The 20,797-nt window shown below is 47.6% G+C and carries 26 protein-coding genes; 21 read left to right on the top strand and 5 right to left on the bottom strand.

What is annotated here, in order from left to right:
• The first annotated feature begins 246 nt into the window (after positions 1-246).
• The 10 genes from NSS95_RS09400 (at position 247) to NSS95_RS09355 (ending at position 9,633) form a co-directional block, all read left to right on the top strand.
• On the top strand, positions 247-1,338 hold the full coding sequence (locus tag NSS95_RS09400) for an AI-2E family transporter (protein WP_035188194.1): 1,092 nt from the start codon (positions 247-249) through the stop codon (positions 1,336-1,338).
• A 417-nt stretch (positions 1,339-1,755) separates the two neighbouring features.
• Complete coding sequence (gene alaS / locus NSS95_RS09395; protein WP_035188192.1) at positions 1,756-4,401, top strand: alanine--tRNA ligase; 2,646 nt, start codon at positions 1,756-1,758, stop codon at positions 4,399-4,401.
• Positions 4,402-4,545: 144 nt separating this feature from the next.
• Positions 4,546-4,818 (top strand): IreB family regulatory phosphoprotein, encoded by a 273-nt coding sequence (locus NSS95_RS09390; protein ID WP_013859754.1) that lies wholly within the window; start codon positions 4,546-4,548, stop codon positions 4,816-4,818.
• Complete coding sequence (gene ruvX, locus NSS95_RS09385; protein ID WP_014097922.1) at positions 4,815-5,231, top strand: Holliday junction resolvase RuvX; 417 nt, start codon at positions 4,815-4,817, stop codon at positions 5,229-5,231. Before NSS95_RS09390 ends, ruvX begins: the two co-directional genes overlap by 4 nt.
• A 12-nt stretch (positions 5,232-5,243) precedes the next feature.
• Positions 5,244-5,549: a DUF1292 domain-containing protein gene (locus tag NSS95_RS09380; RefSeq protein ID WP_013859752.1), complete on the top strand. Its 306-nt coding sequence runs from the start codon at positions 5,244-5,246 to the stop codon at positions 5,547-5,549.
• A gap of 189 nt (positions 5,550-5,738) precedes the next feature.
• Positions 5,739-6,839 carry an endolytic transglycosylase MltG gene (mltG, locus tag NSS95_RS09375; RefSeq protein WP_035188190.1) on the top strand — a complete coding sequence of 367 codons (1,101 nt, stop codon included), beginning with the start codon at positions 5,739-5,741 and terminating at the stop codon, positions 6,837-6,839.
• Positions 6,840-6,940: 101 nt separating this feature from the next.
• A complete protein-coding gene (locus NSS95_RS09370) occupies positions 6,941-7,582 on the top strand; it encodes an O-methyltransferase (RefSeq protein WP_340713865.1) in 642 nt (213 codons plus the stop codon).
• Between the two features lie 5 nt (positions 7,583-7,587).
• Complete coding sequence (gene udk, locus NSS95_RS09365; protein WP_013859749.1) at positions 7,588-8,223, top strand: uridine kinase; 636 nt, start codon at positions 7,588-7,590, stop codon at positions 8,221-8,223.
• Positions 8,224-8,376: 153 nt separating this feature from the next.
• Positions 8,377-8,847 (top strand): transcription elongation factor GreA, encoded by a 471-nt coding sequence (gene greA / locus NSS95_RS09360; RefSeq protein WP_013859748.1) that lies wholly within the window; start codon positions 8,377-8,379, stop codon positions 8,845-8,847.
• 171 nt (positions 8,848-9,018) lie between these two features.
• Positions 9,019-9,633 carry a DUF1510 family protein gene (locus NSS95_RS09355; protein WP_014097925.1) on the top strand — a complete coding sequence of 205 codons (615 nt, stop codon included), beginning with the start codon at positions 9,019-9,021 and terminating at the stop codon, positions 9,631-9,633.
• 17 nt (positions 9,634-9,650) lie between these two features.
• On the opposite strand, the gene NSS95_RS09350 is transcribed toward NSS95_RS09355, so the two are convergent.
• The gene (locus NSS95_RS09350; protein ID WP_014097926.1) at positions 9,651-9,857 is read right to left on the bottom strand and encodes a YrzA family protein; all 207 of its coding nucleotides are present in this window, start codon (positions 9,855-9,857) and stop codon (positions 9,651-9,653) included.
• Positions 9,858-9,973: 116 nt separating this feature from the next.
• Here NSS95_RS09350 and mtnN point away from each other — a divergent pair, with 116 nt between their 5' ends.
• From mtnN to ahpF, 5 genes are all read left to right on the top strand, one after another.
• A complete protein-coding gene (gene mtnN, locus NSS95_RS09345; protein WP_328229118.1) occupies positions 9,974-10,666 on the top strand; it encodes a 5'-methylthioadenosine/S-adenosylhomocysteine nucleosidase in 693 nt (230 codons plus the stop codon).
• 88 nt (positions 10,667-10,754) lie between these two features.
• Positions 10,755-11,033, top strand: coding sequence for a YrhC family protein (locus NSS95_RS09340; RefSeq protein ID WP_230951705.1), 279 nt, complete (start codon positions 10,755-10,757; stop codon positions 11,031-11,033).
• Positions 11,034-11,407: 374 nt separating this feature from the next.
• Positions 11,408-11,551 (top strand): YrzI family small protein, encoded by a 144-nt coding sequence (locus NSS95_RS09335; RefSeq protein ID WP_014097929.1) that lies wholly within the window; start codon positions 11,408-11,410, stop codon positions 11,549-11,551.
• Between the two features lie 526 nt (positions 11,552-12,077).
• Positions 12,078-12,641, top strand: coding sequence for an alkyl hydroperoxide reductase subunit C (gene ahpC / locus NSS95_RS09330; protein ID WP_014097930.1), 564 nt, complete (start codon positions 12,078-12,080; stop codon positions 12,639-12,641).
• Between the two features lie 14 nt (positions 12,642-12,655).
• Entirely contained in the window at positions 12,656-14,212 is a 1,557-nt protein-coding gene (ahpF, locus tag NSS95_RS09325) for an alkyl hydroperoxide reductase subunit F (protein WP_017550583.1), read from the top strand.
• A gap of 58 nt (positions 14,213-14,270) precedes the next feature.
• Here ahpF and NSS95_RS09320 read toward each other — a convergent pair whose 3' ends face one another.
• Complete coding sequence (locus tag NSS95_RS09320; RefSeq protein WP_017550582.1) at positions 14,271-14,471, bottom strand: hypothetical protein; 201 nt, start codon at positions 14,469-14,471, stop codon at positions 14,271-14,273.
• A gap of 62 nt (positions 14,472-14,533) precedes the next feature.
• Between NSS95_RS09320 and sigK the strand changes: the two genes are divergently transcribed.
• Positions 14,534-15,259, top strand: coding sequence for an RNA polymerase sporulation sigma factor SigK (sigK, locus tag NSS95_RS09315; RefSeq protein ID WP_013859739.1), 726 nt, complete (start codon positions 14,534-14,536; stop codon positions 15,257-15,259).
• A 38-nt stretch (positions 15,260-15,297) separates the two neighbouring features.
• On the opposite strand, the gene pssA is transcribed toward sigK, so the two are convergent.
• The 3 genes from pssA to NSS95_RS09300 all read right to left on the bottom strand — a co-directional run bounded on the left by pssA (position 15,298) and on the right by NSS95_RS09300 (position 17,420).
• Positions 15,298-15,837 carry a CDP-diacylglycerol--serine O-phosphatidyltransferase gene (gene pssA, locus NSS95_RS09310; protein WP_017550581.1) on the bottom strand — a complete coding sequence of 180 codons (540 nt, stop codon included), beginning with the start codon at positions 15,835-15,837 and terminating at the stop codon, positions 15,298-15,300.
• A gap of 94 nt (positions 15,838-15,931) precedes the next feature.
• On the bottom strand, positions 15,932-16,072 hold the full coding sequence (locus NSS95_RS09305) for a sporulation histidine kinase inhibitor Sda (RefSeq protein WP_013859738.1): 141 nt from the start codon (positions 16,070-16,072) through the stop codon (positions 15,932-15,934).
• 436 nt (positions 16,073-16,508) lie between these two features.
• Positions 16,509-17,420 (bottom strand): cation diffusion facilitator family transporter, encoded by a 912-nt coding sequence (locus tag NSS95_RS09300; RefSeq protein ID WP_035184543.1) that lies wholly within the window; start codon positions 17,418-17,420, stop codon positions 16,509-16,511.
• A gap of 202 nt (positions 17,421-17,622) precedes the next feature.
• On the opposite strand from NSS95_RS09300, the gene NSS95_RS09295 reads away from it, so the two are divergent.
• The 5 genes from NSS95_RS09295 (at position 17,623) to NSS95_RS09275 (ending at position 20,701) form a co-directional block, all read left to right on the top strand.
• Positions 17,623-18,321 (top strand): VIT1/CCC1 transporter family protein, encoded by a 699-nt coding sequence (locus tag NSS95_RS09295; RefSeq protein ID WP_014097934.1) that lies wholly within the window; start codon positions 17,623-17,625, stop codon positions 18,319-18,321.
• Between the two features lie 86 nt (positions 18,322-18,407).
• Positions 18,408-18,818 carry a fluoride efflux transporter CrcB gene (gene crcB / locus NSS95_RS09290; RefSeq protein WP_046720712.1) on the top strand — a complete coding sequence of 137 codons (411 nt, stop codon included), beginning with the start codon at positions 18,408-18,410 and terminating at the stop codon, positions 18,816-18,818.
• A gap of 17 nt (positions 18,819-18,835) precedes the next feature.
• Complete coding sequence (gene crcB / locus NSS95_RS09285; protein ID WP_014097936.1) at positions 18,836-19,201, top strand: fluoride efflux transporter CrcB; 366 nt, start codon at positions 18,836-18,838, stop codon at positions 19,199-19,201.
• Between the two features lie 139 nt (positions 19,202-19,340).
• Positions 19,341-19,919 carry a LemA family protein gene (locus NSS95_RS09280; RefSeq protein WP_035187894.1) on the top strand — a complete coding sequence of 193 codons (579 nt, stop codon included), beginning with the start codon at positions 19,341-19,343 and terminating at the stop codon, positions 19,917-19,919.
• Entirely contained in the window at positions 19,919-20,701 is a 783-nt protein-coding gene (locus NSS95_RS09275; RefSeq protein ID WP_035187897.1) for a TPM domain-containing protein, read from the top strand. The genes NSS95_RS09280 and NSS95_RS09275 overlap by 1 nt, the downstream gene beginning before the upstream one ends.
• Positions 20,702-20,797 lie beyond the last annotated feature (96 nt).

Here is a 20,797-nt window from a genome sequence, read left to right as displayed (position 1 = left end):
AAAAACCCCGGTCTCGTTTCCCTGGCCGGACGCCAACGGCCGAAAGGGAACGCGCGGATGCATCTTGCCAAATGGCGGATATCCCTGTCCCGCTGCATCCCTTTTCACGAAGCCCGGTGTTCTCGTTCATAAGGTGTTTGCGCCCTCCGTATTTCGGTTGTCCGAAAGGTTGCTGCATTGGACCGGTGATAAAAATCCTCATAAACTTCCCTCTTTCGCAAACACTTGAAGGAGGGAGGTTTTTTTATGCAACGGTTTCGCGGTACATGGCTGTATAAATTGTCTTGGCTGTTATTTATCCTGATTATTTTATATGTGCTGCTTTTACTCAAGCCTTTTTGGGCGCCCGTATTGCGCGTCGTACTGGCGGTATGCCTGCCGCTTTTGATCGGCGGTTTTATCGCTTACATCCTCCATCCGCTTGTTGAATTTCTTTATAAAAACGGGCTGCCGAGAGGGCTTGCTATCCTGATTATCTATATTTTGTTTTTTGGCGGCACCGCTTACGGCATTTACAGAGGGCTGCCGCTTGTGATCGCCCAAATGAACGATCTGTCGGAACATCTGCCGCAGTTTGCAGACCAGTACAGGGACGGCGTTGTTTACTTGCAAACATCGATGAAGCACTGGCCGGACGGGCTTCAGGACCAGATTGACGAGCGCATTGAACGCTTTGAATTATGGCTCTCTGCAAATGTTTCAAATTCAATCAATATGCTGATGCAACTTGTCAATTACGCCATTGCGCTTGCCGTCATTCCGTTTATTTCATTTTACCTTCTGAAAGATTTTGAACATGTCAAAAAAGCAGCACTGGCATTGACGCCGGAAAAATGGCGGCCGTCCGCTGCAGCATTTATTCGCGATGTCGACCGGTCGATCGGCGGCTATCTCCGCGGCCAGCTTTTGGATTGCCTGTTGATCGGCTTTCTTTCTTTTGTCGCATTTGCCATCCTTGGCATGAAATACCCGATTCTACTCGGCATCATCATCGGGGTCACCAATGTCATTCCGTATTTTGGCCCTGTTTTGGGCGCCATTCCCGTTTCGGTTATTGCGGCGACCATTTCATTAAAATTTGTCCTTTATGTGGTCATCATTGTGTTCGTCCTGCAATTTATTGAAAGCAATATCCTTTCCCCTTTTATTGTCGGGAAATCTTTGCATCTTCACCCGCTGTTTATCATCATCGCCTTGATCGCGGGAGAGGAAATCGCGGGGATCGCAGGACTGATTCTCGCTGTGCCGGCGCTTGCCGTGCTGAAAGTGGCCATCATCCATGCTCGCAAAACTTTGCGCTTTTCAGGCCGCACGAATCAAGTTGACAAACCGGAGTAAACTTTTTTATAATTTACCCATGAACATACGTGTCCTGTGGGCAAAATAGGCTTCCGGACAGGGATTTTTGTCCGGGCTTGGGAATTGCGCAGCACAGGCCGTTCCTATTGATAGAACTGCATATCAAAAAACGAAGAAAGATCGAGTATGTTATCGCCCATTTTAAACCGTGATGTACGGCCCAGAGAGGAATTTCCGCGGCTGAAAGAAATTCCAAAATGAAGGATAACAGAACGCTAATCCGGAGTGCAGCCAAACCCTGCCGTTTTGCCCCGTTACAGGCACCCAAAGAGAAGGGCGTTTTTTGCCTTTAATCAGGGTGGTACCGCGAGCAAGCCTCTCGTCCCTGTCCGGGATGGGGGCTTTTTTGCGTCCGGGGGGTTCCGGTTTTCATAAATAAACAGAGGAGGTTTTCTCATGAAGAAAAGATCAAGTGCGGAAATCCGCAGCATGTTTTTGGACTTTTTTAAGGAAAAAGGGCATAAAGTCGAGCCGAGCGCTTCACTGATCCCGGTCAATGACCCGTCGCTACTTTGGATTAACAGCGGTGTGGCCACTTTAAAAAAATATTTTGACGGCACGGTCATTCCGGAAAACCCGCGCATTGTCAACGCGCAAAAAGCAATCCGGACAAACGATATTGAAAATGTCGGAAAAACAGCGCGCCACCATACATTTTTTGAAATGCTCGGCAACTTTTCGATTGGGGATTATTTCCGTGAAGAAGCGATTGCCTGGGCATGGGAGCTGCTGACTTCCGACAAATGGTTCGGCATGCCAAAAGAAAAACTGTATGTCACCGTTTATCCCGATGACCTGGATTCGATTGCATGCTGGAAAAAAATCGGGGTGTCCCCGGATCATATTATCCCGCTCGAGGGCAATTTCTGGGAAATCGGCGAAGGGCCATCCGGGCCGGATACGGAAATTTTCTTCGACCGCGGGGAAAAATACGACCCGAAACGGTTAGGAATCCGGCTCCTTCAGGAAGACATTGAAAACGACCGTTATATTGAAATTTGGAATATCGTGTTATCCCAGTTTAATGCGATACCAGGGGTGCCACGCAGCGAGTATCCAGAGCTGCCGAAGAAAAACATTGATACCGGAATGGGCCTTGAACGGATGGCATGCGTGCTGCAAGGGGTCGATACCAACTATGACAGCGACTTGTTCATGCCGATTATTGAAGAGGTCGAAAAAATCTCCGGTAAAAAATACCGTGCCGGAAACAAAGAGGCAGATACGGCATTTAAAGTAATTGCCGACCATATCCGCACCGTTGCCTTTGCGGTTGCGGACGGGGCACTGCCGTCAAACGAAGGCCGCGGCTATGTTTTACGCAGGCTTTTGCGCCGGGCGGTCCGCTATGCCATTCAGCTCGATATTCACGGCGCTTTTATGTACAAGCTTGTGCCAACGGTCGGCAGGATTATGAATTCCTATTATCCGGAAGTGGAAAAAAATGCTGATTTTGTGCAAAAAGTGGTTCGTTCCGAAGAAGAACGTTTCCAGGAAACGCTGAACGAAGGGCTTTCGATTTTGGAAGAACGGATTAGGGCGGCAAAGAAAAACGGCCTGGAACAGCTGCCGGGTGAAGATATTTTCATGCTTTACGATACGTACGGCTTCCCTGTTGAACTGACAGAAGAGTATGCGCACGACCAGGGGCTCCGTGCCGACCATGAAGGCTTTGAAAAAGAAATGGAGCGGCAGCGTGAACGCGCACGCAACGCCCGCCAGCAGGCAGAATCGATGTCCGTCCAGGGCGGCGTGCTCGGCAATATTACAGTGAAAAGCGAATTTATCGGTTATGACCACCTGGAGGGGACGGCACATGTCGCTGTCCTTTTAAAAGACGGTGACATCACGGAGTCGGCTGCCAGCGGAGAGGAAATCCAGTTCATTTTAGATCAAACCCCTTTTTACGCGGAAAGCGGCGGCCAGATTGCCGATCATGGCACCTTGACAGCAGAAGGGCTGAAAGTGGAGGTCACAAATGTGCAGAAAGCGCCGAACGGCCAAAATTTGCATCAGGGCGTTGTCGTATCAGGCACCATCAAAACCGGCCAGGAAGTATTTGCACAGGTGGACGGAGCAAAACGCCGTGACACGGAAAAGAACCACTCTGCTACCCATCTGTTACACCAGGCATTGAAGGATGTGCTCGGCGTTCATGTCAACCAGGCGGGATCGCTTGTCGAACCGGGACGCCTCCGTTTTGACTTCTCGCATTTCGGGCAGGTGACAGAAGAAGAACTCGAAAAAATTGAAACGATCGTCAATGAAAAAATTTGGGCAAGCCTGCCGGTTACAACGGATTTGAAAAAACTGGACGAAGCGAAAGCGATGGGCGCGATGGCGTTGTTTGGCGAAAAATACGGGGAGATCGTCCGCGTCGTTCAAATGGGCGACTACAGCCTGGAACTGTGCGGCGGCTGCCATGTTTCGAACACAGCCCAGATCGGCCTGTTCAAAATTGTTTCCGAATCCGGAATCGGTGCAGGGACAAGGCGGATTGAAGCGGTGACGGGAAAATATGCTTACGGATTGATGCAGGAACAGCTCCACCTTTTAAAAGAGGCAAGCGCCAAATTAAAAGTAAAACCAACAGAATTGCCGGACCGTATCGACGCCCTCCAGCAGGAATTGAAAGAAGCGCAGCGTGAAAATGCATCCCTGGCCGCAAAACTCGCCAATATCGAAGCCGGATCGCTTGTGGACCGCGTAAAAGTAGTAGACGGCATAAATGTGCTCGCGGCGAAAGTCGAAGCCGGCGACATGAACCAATTGCGCAATATGGCGGACGATTTAAAACAAAAACTCGGAAGCGGCATTATTGTCCTCGCTGCGGCGACAGACGGAAAAGCCAGCTTCATTGCTGGCGTCACCAAAGACCTTGTCGAAAAAGGGTACCATGCCGGGAAGCTAGTAAAAGAAGTGGCATCGCGCTGCGGCGGCGGTGGCGGCGGCCGTCCGGACATGGCGCAGGCCGGTGGCAAACAGCCTGAACAAATTGATGCCGCATTACAAATTGTAGAAGAATGGGTAAAATCCGTTTGATTCAAGCAAAAAGTAGTGTACAATGAAACAAAGCTGGTTGTTTACACGGATCGTTTTCAGGCAGAAAGCGGAAAATGCACCTTCAAAATTTGTGTAAACCGGAACATCTAAAAAGCCAAGCTTTAGTAGAGAGGTGCTGCGATAATGAGCTCATTCGATGAAACGATGAGGTTTAATTTTCCGGAAGAACCGACGGAACACGAGGTCAAGGAAGTTTTGCTCCATGTATACAGCGCGCTCGAGGAAAAGGGCTATAACCCGATTAACCAGATTGTCGGATACCTCCTCTCGGGCGACCCGGCTTATATCCCTCGCCATCAGGATGCCCGGAATATGATTCGCAAACTGGAACGGGATGAAATTATCGAAGAACTGGTCAAATCGTATTTGAAACAACATCGCGGGGGATCAAATTGAAAATTATGGGCCTTGATGTCGGTTCGAAAACCGTCGGTGTGGCGGTCAGCGATGCCCTGGGCTGGACTGCCCAAGGCATCGAAACGATTGCCATCAATGAAGCAAAGGGCAAATTCGGTTTCGACAGGGTCGCTGAACTCGCGCAAATCCACGGCGTCGAAAAAATTGTCGTCGGATTCCCGAAAAATATGAACAACACGATCGGCCCACGGGCAGAGGCCTCAAAGGTTTATGCCGAAGAATTAAAAAAACGGCTCAATCTGCCCGTTATTTTATGGGACGAACGTTTAAGCACGGCACAAGCGGAAAGAATATTACTGGAAGCCGATGTCAGCCGTAAAAAAAGGAAAAAAGTAATTGATAAAATGGCGGCAAGTGTAATTTTGCAAGGATTCCTTGACAGCCAAACTTAACGGGGTGAAGAAATGACACATAACCATGAACATGACCACGAAGACCACCAGCATATTACCGTAGTGGACGAAGACGGAAACGAACAATTGTATGAAGTGCTTTTTACGTTTGAATCCGAAGATTTCGGAAAATCGTACGTCCTGTATTATCCGATTGGTGCGGAAGAAGACGAGGATGAAAGCATCGAAATTCATGCTTCCGCCTATGTGGAAAATGAAGACGGCACAGAAGGGGATCTCCAGCCGATTGAAACAGATGAAGAGTGGGAAATGATCGAGGAAATGCTGAATACGTTTCTCGATGAAGAAGAAGCATAAACGCATCTTGAACATGCACACGGGACAAACCGTGTGCTTTTTCCGTCTGCCGGAATGGAAGACTTTCCCTTTTGAAAAGAAAATGAAATAAAACTTGGCGAAATTTGTAGTATAATGGACAGGAAAAAAGTCGAAAATGGCTTTCTGTACTTGTTTTAAGATTTTTCTTATTGAGAGGAAGATTCTGTTTTGGCCGGAAAGAAAAATCCGTTTCAACTGTTGCTTCAAAAAATGAAGCAGAAACCGAAATTATGGATAGCCGCATGCATCATCATGCTGGCTGTTGTTGTTTTTGGAGGGGCTGCCCTTTTTTACGTGTCGGCGCTGAAACCGGTGGAGCCTGGAAGCCATAAGACAAAACTCGTCACGATTCCGCCCGGCTCCGGGGTAAAAGAGATCGGGCATATTTTGCAAAAAAACGGGATCATCCAAAATGCCTGGGCTTTTGCAATTTATGCGAAATCCCACCACCAGTCGGGTTTAAAGGCCGGCACCTATCAAATGTCGCCGTCCATGGATACGAGCGAGATCGTCAGCAGCATGCAAAAAGGCGGCATTGCCATGATCCGCTTTACCGTGCCGGAAGGGGCCGGCCTTGAGGAAATTGCGGAGATCATCGAAAAACACAGCTCCTTCCGGAAAGAAGAGGTGCTCAAGCGGGCAGATGACCCTGCTTTTGTACAACATTTGATGAAAAAATATCCGCGCCTTGTGACAAAAGAAGTTTTCAATCAGCAGATCCGGCATCCGCTCGAGGGCTACTTTTTTCCGGCGACCTATTCGTTTTATGATCAGCATGTGCCGCTTGATGCCGTACTGGAAACGATGGTGGCTAAAACAAATGCGGTTTTTTCCGCTTACGCCGGGCAAAGCACACAGGCCCGTTTAACGCCACACAAACTGCTTACGATGGCTTCACTTATCGAGGAAGAAGCAACTGAAAAAGCGGACAGGGCAAAAATTTCAAGCGTCTTTTACAACAGATTAAAGAAGAACATGCCGCTGCAGACGGACCCGACCGTACTGTATGCTTTAAACCGGCATAAAGAAAAAGTGACGTATAAAGATTTGCGGGTGAATTCCCCTTATAACACGTACAAACATAAAGGCCTGCCGCCGGGCCCGATTGCAAGTCCCGGAGAACAATCGATCAAGGCTGCGCTCAAGCCCGAAAAAACCGATTACCTCTATTTTCTTGCAAATGTGGATACAGGAAAAGTCTATTTTGCCAAGACATTGAAGGAACATAATGCTTTAAAGGAAAAGTACATTGCGAAGGCGAAACGGTAAACATTCGCTTTCCCGTTTGAAATGTGCTACGATAATAAGCGGAATTTTTTTGAGAAGCAGGGAGAAGTTATGGAAATGTGTTTATGCCGGAGGGCCCAGCGATGAACGGACCGGTCGAAGCGTATATAGAACAGTTGATGCAAAAGAAAGATCCGCTTTTTGAAGAAATGGCGTCTTTTGCAAAATCAGAGCATATTCCGATTATGGATCCAATCGGAATGGAAACACTCTGCCAGTTGTTAAGGATTCAAAAGCCGGAAAGCGTGCTTGAAATCGGGACGGCGATCGGGTATTCGGCCCTGAAAATGGCAGATGCGCTTCAGGATGTAAAAATCGTCACCATTGAACGCGAAGAAGAAAGGGTTGCCCAGGCAAATGCGTATTTTGCCCGCACCCCTTTATCCCGGCGGATCCGCCTGCTGAAAGGGGATGCACTTTCTTCCGACGTCATCCAAAAGACCAGGGAACTCGGCCCGTACGATGCGATATTTATTGATGCGGCAAAGGGGCAGTACCGGAAATTTTTTGATTCGTTTACGCCTTTTCTGCGGGAAAAGGGATGTGTATACACGGATAATGTGCTATTTAAAGGCCTTGTGGTACAAGACTTCATCGCAAAGAAGCAAGTCAGCAATCTGGTGCGGAAAATCAGAAGCTACAACGAATGGTTAATGCAGCATGAGCAATTTATCACCGCGATTTTCCCAGTCGGAGATGGATTGGCAGTCAGTATGAAGAGGTGAAGGAAATGGAACGAAAGCCGGCTGTGATCGGCGTGGCCGGGGGCTCCGGGTCCGGGAAGACAAGCGTAACCCGGGCGATTTACGAAAGCTTGAAGGGACACTCCATTCTGGTGCTTGAACAGGACTTTTACTACAAAGATCAAAGCCATCTCCCGTTTGAAGAAAGGCTGAAAACAAATTATGACCACCCGTTTGCATTTGACAATGACCTGTTAATTGAGCATCTGCATAAACTGCTTTCTTATGAGGCAATTGAAAAACCGGTTTACGATTTTTCCAAACATACGCGCGCTAGCCGCACCATCCATGTGGAACCGAAAGATGTCATTATTTTGGAAGGCATTTTAGTATTGGAAGATGAGAGATTGCGCAACTTAATGGATATTAAGCTGTATGTCGATACCGATGCCGATTTGCGGATCATCCGGCGGCTTGAACGGGATATCGAAGAGCGCGGCAGGACGCTCCAGTCGGTCATCGAGCAGTATATTACGGTGGTCAGGCCGATGCACAACCAGTTCATCGAGCCGACAAAAAGATATGCGGACGTCATTATCCCGGAAGGCGGGCAGAACCGGGTGGCGATTGATTTGGTCGTGACAAAATTGCAATCCATCCTTGAACAAAAGTCTTTTTTGTAATACGATTATTTAGAATACATGGTGAGCGCGCCGGAATCTTTTCGGCGCGCTAAACAACATGGTGGAAAAAACACAGCCGCTTGCAGAAAGCGTCATCTTGTATGTTGAAACGCATACACATTTGATAACTAAGAGATATAGGAGTGAAGGGATTTGGCTCAGGAAAAAGTTTACCCGATGACCCAGGACGGGAAAGAAAAATTGGAACAGGAATTGGAATATTTAAAAACGGTCAAACGGAAAGAAGTCGTCGAACGGATTAAAATTGCCAGAAGTTTCGGGGACCTTTCCGAAAATTCCGAGTACGACTCCGCGAAAGAAGAACAGGCTTTTGTGGAAGGCCGCATTACGACGATTGAAAACATGATCCGCAACGCGAAAATCATTGAAGATGACGGGACAGATACGGTATCGCTCGGAAAATCCGTTACTTTTGTGGAACTGCCGGACGGGGAAGAAGAAACGTACACGATTGTCGGAAGCGCCGAAGCTGATCCGTTTGAAGGAAAGATTTCAAACGACTCCCCGATTGCAAAAAGCCTGCTCGGGAAAAGCGTCGGAGAGGAAGTCACGGTTCAGACGCCGGGCGGGGATATGAGAGTCAAAATCATCTCGATTCAATAATCCGGAGCGGGTGCGCAGGTGTTCCAAGGTGCATGTTGTAAAGGATACGGCCTGATGCAAACGCTTATCACATCCAGATTGCGGTGGGCCATGCCCGCCGAATTTTCTTTGTGCGCCTTTTCGATTCGGTAAAACCGTGGTATGATAAGGCCATGAAGTGGAGGGATGACCTTGCCTGAATTTTACAGCCGTGAAGAACGGAAACAGGCCATGCAGCAGTCAAAACGGCGGAAAACAAACATCATTTTAAATACACTGATTGTGATTGTCATCGCGCTTATTTGTATTGTGGCTTACTCCATTTTTTTCGCCGGTAACGACAACTCAAAACCGGCACCGAAAGAAAAGAAAGCGGCCGTAACAAAGACTGCTTCGTCCGGCCATGAAACGACATCATCTCATACATCCAAAAAAACGGCGGACAAAGACAGCAAAAAATCAACCCGTAAAGTGGAAAAAAGCAATGAACCGAATGTGAAAGAAGTCATTACCGATTCCAGCTGGAAACCGGTCGGAACCGAACAAACAGGCGGACATGTCTATTCCGCCTCATCCACTTCCCTTGACTGGAAGGAAAAGCTGAAGGCATTGTCGTATGCAACAGGCATACCGGAAGACAATATGACGGTCTGGTTTTTGGAGCATGGGGCAACGACCGATGAGGCGATCGGGACGGTTTCCGCGAAAAATGCCGATACGACCTACCGTGTTTATTTGACATGGGTGGACGGAAAAGGCTGGAAACCCACAAAGATGTATGAATTGATCGAGAACGATAAAAAATAAGCGGCCGTCTGTGCCGCTTATTTTTGTGCCGTAAAATGGACGACGGCGGAATAATGGGGTCTGCCGTCCGCGTCAAACTGCATTTGGTGTGAAACAGACGCCACCCGGAGCAGCAGGGTTTTATTGGCTTCGATTTGATCATTGATTTTTTTCTCGAGCGCCTCAAGCCGGTCCGCTTCGAAAAATTCAATCTTATCCTCTATCCTGTCAAGCTCAAATGCCATTTTCGTACACCTCCATGTTCATCGTATCAGACGTTGTTTTTTTGGCAAGCCGTATCCACTTCTGCTTTTTTGCTATATAATGGGGATTGGAACTTTTGGACGAAAGAGGGAGTCATATGAAAATTGGAATCATCGGCGCAATGGAAGAAGAGGTGTCGATTTTGCGCGGGCAGATCGAGCACCCGCAAGTTAAAACGATTGCCGGTTATGAATATACGGCGGGAAAAATGAGAGGGAAAGATGTCATCTTGCTCCGATCCGGCATCGGGAAAGTGAATGCTGCGCTTTCTACCGGCCTTTTGCTGCAAACATACGCGCCGGATTGCTTAATCAATACCGGTTCAGCAGGCGGCGCAAACCCCGCCCTTCACGTCGGCGATGTCGTCATTTCAACGGAAGTGCGCCACCATGATGTCGACGCGACAGTATTCGGCTATGAATACGGGCAAGTGCCGCAAATGCCGCCCGCTTTTTTGGCGGATGAGAAACTTGTCCGGATTGCGGAAAGCTGCGCAGGGAAACTGCCTGGCATTAAGGTTGTGAAAGGATTGATTGCTACCGGGGACTCGTTTATGGATGATCCTGCGAAAACGGCGGCTGTAAAGGAGCACTTCCCGGAAGTGCAGGCGGTGGAAATGGAAGCCGTTGCCGTCGCACAAGTGGCATGGCAATTTGGCATCCCATTTGTGATCATCCGCTCCCTTTCCGATATTGCAGGGCAGGAGTCCGGGATCTCTTTTGATGAATATCTTGAAACGGCGGCCGTGAACTCTGCCCATCTTGTCACGGGTATTGTTGAAAATCTGTAGATCCATTTTTTTCCTTCCTTTCCTGTAATTACTTGTCTTTTTTATGTTTTATCTGTGATAGAGTAGGTTTAGCAGATTGATAGAAAGGGTGAGGCGGTTGAAGAAAGCGAAATCGATGTACGTGAAAATGGTGGATTTTAAAATGTACGGCATCGTGCTGCTTGCTGTGACGGGCTTTTTATATTTGGGTGCGGTGATGCCGATCGAAGGGAAATCCGAACTGGGGACAAAAATTTTACTCGTTGCTTCAAGCGGGTTTGTTGCCGTATCTGTTTTGTTTTTCTCGATTTCACGAGCTTACCATAAACGGCTTTTAAAAAGCGAAGAAGGCGCACAGCTTTTACAGCGGAATAATCGCAAATCATAATCGAAAAGGCAGGGGCCTTTGTAACGCGGGCGGTGCAGTAACGAAGCACACGGTTGTCCGGCATACAAGGTTTTCGGCCTTTTTTTATTTTTTTGCCAATTTGCGGTTTACAAACCCGCCGGAATTGGATATACTTTCCTATGTAAGCAAATTCAAAGGAGGTTGAAGAACATGGCATACACAATCCTATTTTCTGCAGTTGCAACTGAACATGTTCTGCATCCGCTCCGTATCGGTTTGAATTTGCGCTGATTTTTTAACTTGACGCACAAGCCGCAGGATGCATTTGCCTGATCCGTGCGGTTTTTTTCCGGAAAGCCGCGGGATCATGCCTGTCCTGCGGTTTTTTTGCGCCCTTAAGGAGGTGGAAAAATATGACACTCAATTTAATCTTTATTACCGTCACGATTAAACGGCTGAAAAAGACGGCAGAACAAAGGCAGCGTGATGAAGAAGTTTTCAGGCTGTACGATGAAATGAATGCAAAGCGTGAGGCATTCCAAGCAAGGCATTTTTAAGCTGAAAAAACACCTGAAGAAAGGAGCGGTTGACGATGGCCCGTTATCAGAAACGTTTGGACTTTATCTTTATGGAGACAGATTCCACCTAGCAAAACCGGATCAGGGGATGGCGCTATGTTTTTGCATATTTTGATTTTTACCGCTGTTTTCCACAGGCGGAAAAGAAAAAGCTGATGGCTCCGGCCACCGGCTTTTTTGACATCTATCTATTGAAAAGCATTCTCAATACTGAAATGGGAGAGCGGCGGTCTCTGGGCGTAAAAAATTTCAATTATCTGCCCTGATTTTCAATTACAGAGGTGAAAAAAAGAGGCGGAAACAGCATAAAAAACATAAATATCATGGTTTTATGACTATATCATATAAAATCAGGAAACGATAAAATAGAAAACCGGGTGTAATTGCTTGACACGAAATTAATTCCATATAATAATTGGTATTGAATTAAAATGATTATTGTTTGCTGGCCTGGTCAGTGAACCATGATCATTTACCACAAATGATTTTAAGGAGGAATTGCACGATGTCCCTTATTGGCAAAAAAATTGAACCATTCAAAGCACAAGCATACCGCAACGGTGAATTTGTCGAAGTGACGGATGAAAATTTCAATGGAAACTGGAGCATTGTCTGCTTCTATCCTGCTGATTTTACATTTGTCTGCCCTACTGAACTGGAAGATCTTCAGGAAAATTATGCCGCTTTAAAAGAACTCGGCGTGGAAGTCTATTCGGTTTCAACAGACTCTCATTTTGTTCACAAAGCATGGCATGACCATTCTGAAGCGATCAGCAAAATCGAATACACCATGATCGGCGACCCGACACAAAAACTTACCCGTATGTTTGATGTATTGCGCGAAGAAGAAGGCGTTGCTGACAGGGGCACTTTCCTGATCGATCCGGACGGCGTCATCCAAGGGGTTGAAATCAACGCTGACGGCATCGGCCGTGACGCAAGCATATGGATCGACAAAGTCAAAGCCGCACAATATGTACGCCAGCATCCAGGTGAAGTATGCCCGGCAAAATGGAAAGAAACGGGTGAAACACTGAAACCAAGCCTTGATCTTGTAGGCAAAATCTGAGGAGCTGAACCGATATGATACTGGATGAAGAGATTAAAGCGCAACTGGCCCAGTATCTGCAAATGATGGAGGGCGACGTTCTGCTGAAAGTGAGCGCGGGATCCGATGAAACATCACGGAACATGCTCGAACTGGTTGACCAATTGGCTGCCATGTCGCCCCGGATAAAAGTGGAAAACACAAAACTCGACAGAACCCCGAGTTTCAGTGTAAACCGCCCGGGAGAAGATACCGGGATTGTATTCGCAGGCGTACCGCTCGGGCATGAGTTTACATCGCTCGTTTTGGCCCTGCTGCAGGTCAGCGGCCGCCCTCCTAAAGTGGATCAGAAGGTTATTGACCAGATTCAAAGCATAAAAGGCGAATACCATTTCGAAACCTATGTCAGCCTGACTTGCCAGAACTGTCCTGTTGCGGTACAAGCTTTAAACATCATGAGTGTGCTCAATCCGAATATTACGCACACGATGATTGACGGGGCTGCATTTAGAGAGGAAGCGGAAGGAAAAGGCATTATGGCCGTCCCTTCCATTTACCTGAACGGCGAATTCTTTGAAAGCGGACGGATGGAAGTGGAAGAAATTCTTGCCAAACTCGGCAGCACAGCGGATCCGTCCGAGTTTGAAAAGAAAGACCCGTTTGATGTGCTCGTTATCGGCGGGGGCCCGTCCGGCGCAAGTGCAGCCATTTATGCGGCGCGCAAAGGCATCCGGACAGGGATTGTCGCTGAACGTTTTGGCGGGCAGGTTCTCGATACAGTCGGCATTGAAAACTTAATCGGCACGAAGTATACGGAAGGCCCGCAACTTGCTGCAAACCTTGAAGAACATGTCAAACAGTATAATGTTGATATTATGAATCTGCAACGTGCAAAACGGGTCGAAAAGAAAGATCTCGTTGAGGTGGAATTGGAAAACGGGGCTGTATTAAAGAGCAAAACCGTGATCATCTCCACCGGTGCACGCTGGCGCAACATCAACGTGCCGGGCGAAGCAGAATTCAAAAACAAAGGTGTGGCCTATTGCCCGCACTGTGACGGGCCGTTGTTTGCCGGTAAACATGTTGCCGTAATCGGCGGGGGCAATTCCGGCATTGAAGCGGCCATTGACCTTGCCGGTGTAGTCAAACATGTAACCGTCATTGAATTTATGCCTGAATTAAAGGCGGACCGTGTGCTGCTCGAGCGCCTTTACAGCCTTTCGAATGTGACGGTTGTAAAAAATGCGCAAACAAAAGAAATTACCGGCACAGATAAAGTGAACGGCATCACATATATTGACCGTGCAACCAGGGAAGAACACCATATTGAACTCGAGGGTGTGTTTGTCCAAATCGGTCTTGTCCCGAATACCGAATGGCTTGGCGATACAGTGGAACGCACACCGCGGGGTGAAATTGTGGTGGATAAGCGCGGCGCGACCAGTGTTCCGGGCGTGTTTGCCGCAGGAGACTGCACCGACAGCGCTTATAAGCAAATCATTATTTCGATGGGGGCCGGCGCGACAGCTGCGCTCGGTGCTTTTGATTACATCATCCGGGAAACAAAAACGGATGAAGCTGTACACAGTTAAGGAATCTGTTCAACCCAACCGCATTACAGCGCGCTGTAATGCGGTTTTTACATGTATGTCACTCCTTGGGCGGAAGGCCGCGTATTTTACGAAACGCTTCCCGAGAATAGTGGCTGAATGCCGCGATCAAACAGCCAACTTTATCATCCCTTGCAAAAATAAAAGCTCCCATCAGCCGTTTTGCGATTTTGAGACAACTTTTTTTGTTTTTTAAGTGTCGTGCAATATTTACCAGCCGTCTTTTCTTCGGGACAGACACAATTCCGCCTCCTTGTTCATATGTTTGAACTATATAGGCTCAAGCCTAATGGAGGTGGAAGGATGTCGGGGATCTTAACAGCGGTAAGCTATATGATGAAAGAGCTTGTTTTTTTGGTTTCCTATGTGAAAAACAATGCTTTTCCACAACCTCTTTCGGCAAGCGAAGAACGGAAATATTTGAAGCGGATGGCGGAAGGCGACGCGGATGCCCGGAATATTTTAATCGAACATAACCTGCGGCTTGTAGCGCACATCGTCAAAAAATTTGAAAATACCGGTGAAGATACAGAAGACCTTATCTCGATCGGAACAATTGGCCTCATCAAAGCAATTGAGAGCTATTCGGAAGGGAAGGGGACAAAACTTGCCACTTATGCAGCAAGGTGTATAGAAAACGAAATCCTCATGCATTTAAGAGCTTTAAAGAAAACAAAAAAAGATGTTTCGCTGCATGACCCGATCGGCCAAGATAAGGAAGGAAATGAAATTTCGTTAATTGATGTTCTCCAGTCTGAAGCGGAAGACGTATTTGACACGATCCAGCTGAATATGGAGCTGGAAAAAGTGAAACAATTCTTTGACATATTGGATGAACGCGAAAAACAGGTGATCATCGGCAGATTCGGCCTGAATTTAAAAAAGGAAAAAACACAGCGCGAAATTGCGAAGGAGCTCGGCATTTCAAGAAGCTACGTATCCCGTATTGAAAAGCGGGCCCTCATGAAAATGTTCCACGAATTTTACCGGCTTGAGAAAGAAAAAAGAAAGGAACAAAACGGCGAATAATGAAAAAGGCACATTGCAAAATTTGCAGTGCGCCTTTTTCATATTTTTTTTAACTTAAACGGCGCCACCATCAGGACCGACAACAGCACCATCCACACAAACAACCAGAAGTGGGTGACATAAGGAACGGCAAAAAAACCGGCCGTTACACATAAGCCTGCCACGGGGATCGGAAGCCCGTAAAAAAATCCCTCTTGCTTGCTGATATTAAACCGGGCGAGCCGGATCATCCCGCAAAGCATATAAAAAATGGCGGCCAACATACCCGGAACCCCGTACAGGCAAAACAGCGCTGTATGGATCAGCATGGCAGGCGCGGCGCCAAACGAAAGCAAATCGCAAAGGGAATCAAGCTGCTTGCCAAGCGCGGATTCCATTTTTAACTTCCTGGCCAGTTTCCCGTCATAGCGGTCGAACAATACAGCGGCAAAGATCAAGGCTGCGGAAACCGCCGGCTGATGATTGCCGCAATAAAAAAGCGCTGCAGCACCGCAGCATCCGTTTGCCACTGTCAATCCATTGGCGGCTTGCGATTTTATAAAATTCAAGATAGCATCATACCAATGATCAAAGTCCACCCCCGCAAACCTCCCAACTGCCATTTATTTATATATATATTCAAGAAAAAAAGGATTGATCACACAAAAAAAGCCACATATCAAGCAAAAGTGGCTAGGACGTTGCTTTGATTTTATGGGTCAGGGACCGGCGTTCAATCTCTTTTTCAATCAGCTTCACAAACTCGGCACTTAATTTCAGCTCTTTTGCTTTATAATAGGACTCGATCAATAGTTCATCAGATAACTTATACATCTGTACCACCTCCGAAAATGTTGTTCTTTTTTTTAAGCATCCTGCGTATCATAAAGAGAGAGTATTTGTATTCTTACTTTACCAAATTTAGCCTTGCGGAACAAGCGTTCTTTTATCCACAGTAAAATGTTTATATCTTGTGGGTAAATTGTTTATAAACGTGAGAAGGCCTGGTGTTACTTTGTGCAAAATGTGTATAAGAATATCCACAGCAACGGAGAATGTAGAAATCTGTCGAAAAGTTTTGTGCTTTTAAAGGGACAAAAAAAAGACTGCGCAGTGGCAGCCTTTTTTCTTTTGCCGGTACAAAAGGAAAATCCGGGCAAAAGGCGTATTTATGAGGTAAACCGCTTGCTTCCATCGGGGTTTTGCATGCTGGATCCGGCTTCATGTGCCGGGCATGCTTATTGAATTGCCGTAAGTTTTGTTTTCCGGTTTAAACTTTGTTGTCCGGCGCCAGGCCGCAAACATATGTCCCTTTTTCAATTTGGATGGTAGCGTGTTCGATCCCGAATTTGTCATGCAGTTCTTTTTCCAGTTTTTCAAGCAGCAGGTCGTTGTCTTCAATTTGCGAACGGACAATATGGACCGTCAATATCGTTTCTGTCGTGCTCATTCCCCAGATATGCAAATCATGGACGTTGAGCACGGTCGGAATTTGTTCTAAATAGGTTTTAATCGCATCAGCATCAACGCCTGCAGGCACCGCATCAAGCGAAAGGTCGGCTGCTTCCCGCAACAGGCCCCATGTCCCCGCAAAAATCACAATCGCAATAATGATGCTTGTAACCGGGTCGACCCACTCCCAGCCTGTAAACAGGATAATCGCACCTGCGATGACAACGCCGAGAGAGACAAGCGCATCGGCAGCCATATGCAGAAAAGCGCCGCGGATGTTGAGGTCCGTTTTTCTTCCTGACATAAACAGTAAAGCGGTAATGGTATTAATAACGATCCCGATCACGGCAACGATCATGACCGTTTTGCCTGCGACAGGTTCCGGATGGGCAAAACGCTGGATTGCCCCGAGAAAAATCGCGCCGATCGCAATCAGCAAAATAATCGCATTTAAAAGCGCAGCCATCACGGATGATTTTTTATAGCCGTATGTGCGCTTTTTTGTCGGCAATTTTTTGCCAAGCCAGACAGCGGCCCAAGCAATGATGAGCCCGAGCACATCGCTCAGATTATGGCCTGCATCCGCCAACAGCGAAAGGGAATCGGAAAAGAAACCGTAAATGGCTTCAACCGCAACAAAAAGAATATTCAGCCCGATGCCGGCGGCGAAAGCTTTTCCGTATTGTGCCGGTTCATGGTGATGGTGTTGGTGTCCATGGTCGTGTGACATTTTATTGGCTCCTTTTACACATGCTGTCCAAAAGCCGGGAAACAGGCTTTTGGACGGACGTCAGTTGTTAAGTTCATTATATGCGTATCTCTAAAGTTTGCAAAGAAACTTTTACAAGAAAGTAAACTTTATGTTCATTTTCGCCCATTTCCGGCTTGAAATGCTACAATAAGACCTATAAAGACAGAAAGGAAGAGAAGGAATGCCGGAATATGAACATGTTGAGGAACATTTCCAGGCATCTGACACCGTCCGTGATATTGTGATTGGCATGTCAGACGGGCTGACTGTGCCGTTTGCACTCGCAGCAGGATTATCCGGTGCAGTGGATTCGCCGGTGCTCGTTCTCGCGGCCGGCGCGGCGGAAATTGCGGCCGGTTCCATTGCCATGGGGCTTGGCGGATATCTGGCAGCAAAATCGGATGCCGAGCATTATTATAGCGAATTAAAAAGGGAATACCGGGAAGTAGAAGAGGTACCGGAACGGGAAAAAGACGAAGTCCGGGATGTATTTAAGGCATATGAGCTGAAACCGGAACAAATCGAAGCAATCGTCGATAAAATGGCGGAAAACCCTGATAAATGGGTGGATTTTATGATGAAATTCGAGCTGGGGCTTGAGAAGCCGGAAAAAGGGCGGAGCTTAAAAAGTGCGTTAACGATTGCCTTGTCTTATATTGTGGGCGGGCTGATCCCGCTTTCCCCTTACTTTTTTGTCACCCGGGCATCACAGGCCTTGCTTGTTTCCGTCCTGGTGACGCTCGTTGTTCTGTTTATTTTCGGGGCGGTGAAAGGGCGGTTTACCGGTTCCAATGTGTGGAAAAGCGGGCTTGAAACGGTTGTGATTGGTGGTTTGGCCGCTGCCGCTGCGTTTGGGCTGGCAAGGCTTTTGACAAAATAAAACGCACTTTAAGAACGGCACGGGGAACTCTTTTCACGAAAAAACAGTGGGGGGAGCCCATGCCGCAATGGACTGGAGGGAGCTGTATGTTATATATTTGGGTCGGGGTTGCCGGTATTTTCGGTGCCTTGGCACGCTATTATTTCGGCATATGGATCGGCATGTACACGCATGCCGTTTTTCCATACCCGACACTTGCGATCAATCTGGCCGGCTGTTTTCTGCTTGGCTGGCTTACGATGCATATATTTCAGTCTAAAAAGATTCATCCGTATGTTGTAACCGCACTTGGCACCGGGTTTGTCGGTTCCTTCACCACATTTTCGACTTTCAGTGTGGAAACGGTGCAGCTGATCCGGCAATCGCATGCGTTTGCCGCGATGTTGTATGTTTTCTGCAGTTTATTTGGCGGCTTGTTCATGTCATGGGCCGGCTTTAAACTTGGCGGAATACTGCATTCGCGGGCTAAAGGCAGAGTCGGTTCAGATACAGCATAAATAAAGGAGACGGATTCATGGTTTTAAACGGCATCTTTATCGCAATTGGCGCCTTTTTCGGGGCGGTTTCCCGGTTTTCTCTTTCGCGGTGGATCAACCGGGCCTTTCCGGCAAAATTCCCGCTGGCCACATTTTTCATTAACCTTTCGGGCTCATTTATGCTCGGCCTTCTGTTCGGTGCTGGTGCCGGGAGTTCGTGGCGCCTGCTTCTCGGGACCGGCTTTTTGGGTGCCTTTACAACTTTCTCCACTTTTAAACTTGAGAATATTCAGCTGCAAGCAGACAAAAAATATCATATTCTTGTCCCGTACCTTGTGTTGAGCTATCTGTTCGGCATTGCCCTGGCATTTTCAGGCATCCTGCTCGGAAAATATTTTACATGAAGCATGAAACTTTTGGGCAGGCACTCCGTATCTTAATGATAGACGGCCGGTACATGTTTTCTTTTTATTTGCCGAGCCTGGTATTTCAATGCTCTTGACAGGGTATTGGATTTATAAGCATAAATGAGGAGGATTGTATATGAAGAAGTGGATGCCATGGCTGATTGTGGCCGCCATATTGGTGGTTCTGATCGTCAGCGTTTTTACAAGTTATAACAGCTTGGTGAATGCGGAAGAAAATGTAAATCAATCTTATTCGCAAATTCAAAACCAGCTGCAACGGCGGACGGATTTGATCCCGAATCTTGTGAACACCGTCAAGGGCTATGCTTCCCACGAAAAAGCGGTGATAGATGACGTCTCGAAAGCCCGCGCACAATTGGCCGGGGCGAAAACACCCGGAGATCAGGCAGCGGCAAACGACCGCCTGGACAGTGCGTTGAGCCGGCTGTTGGTGGTGGTTGAAAAATATCCGGATTTAAAAGCAAACCAACAATACACGCAGCTGATGGATGAGCTCGCCGGCACGGAAAACCGCCTTGCTGTGGCGCGCCAGGATTACAATAGCGCCGTTGCCACGTATAACAAAAAGATAAAAAGAATGCCTGGCGCACTGATTGCCGGCCTGTTCGGTTTTGAGGAAAAGGAATATTTTAAAGCGGATGAAAGTGCAAAGAAAACCCCGAAAGTTGATTTTGGGAACAGCAGTGATCAGTGATGAAAAAGGCCGCGCTTATTACAGCCGTTTTTCTCACCTTTCTTTTTGCCGTGTGCTCGGCCGTTTCTGGTGTGCACGCTGCGACGGACATTCCGGAACCGGTTGGAGACATCTATGTGCAGGATTTTGCCGGTGTGCTGACAGACAGCCAAAAACAGGAGCTCGTTTCACTCGGCAAGCAGCTGGATGAGCAAACAAAAGCGCAAGTCGCGGTTTTAACTGTGAACACGATCGGGAAAGACACAACCATTGAAGCGTACGCCAATAAAGCTTTCCGCCAGTACGGGCTCGGCAATAAATCCATGAACAACGGGGTATTGCTCGTACTGGCAGTAAAAGACAGGAAAATCAGAATTGAAGTCGGGTACGGCCTGGAGGGAGCGCTTCCGGACGGAAAAGTAGGGCGGATCCTTGATCAGTATGCCATACCGTATTTGAAAGAAAACAAGCCCGATGCGGCGGTGACCAATACGTATAAGGAACTTGCCACCGAAACGGCGAAAGAGTACAATGTGGATCTTCAGGCCCATCCAAAGGCGTATGAGCAGCCCTCTTCCAGCCAGGCTTCCCCCTTATCGTTCTGGAAACAGATTTTAATCGGGCTTGGGATCCTTATCCTGATTTTCATTGATTTCAAGTTTCTCGGCGGAACCATGACGTATTTTCTGCTGAATATCCTGATGATGTTCTTTCGCGGCGGCGGTGGCGGCGGAAGCGGTGGGGGCGGCAGCAAAGGTGGCGGCGGTTCTTCCGGAGGCGGCGGCGCAAGCCGGGGATGGTAACGCCAAACACAGCAAAAGGTTCCCCTTTTTAAACGGCCGGGAAGCCCGCTTTAAACCGCTTGGCAAAAGCCCCGACAGCCCTTGTAAAAATAAAAA

This window comes from Weizmannia sp. FSL K6-3076, assembly GCF_038007245.1.
GTDB lineage: Bacteria > Bacillota > Bacilli > Bacillales > Bacillaceae_C > Weizmannia > Weizmannia faecalis.
The sequence above is the reverse complement of the archived record's forward strand: the minus strand, read 5'-3'. Positions and strand labels throughout refer to the sequence as shown.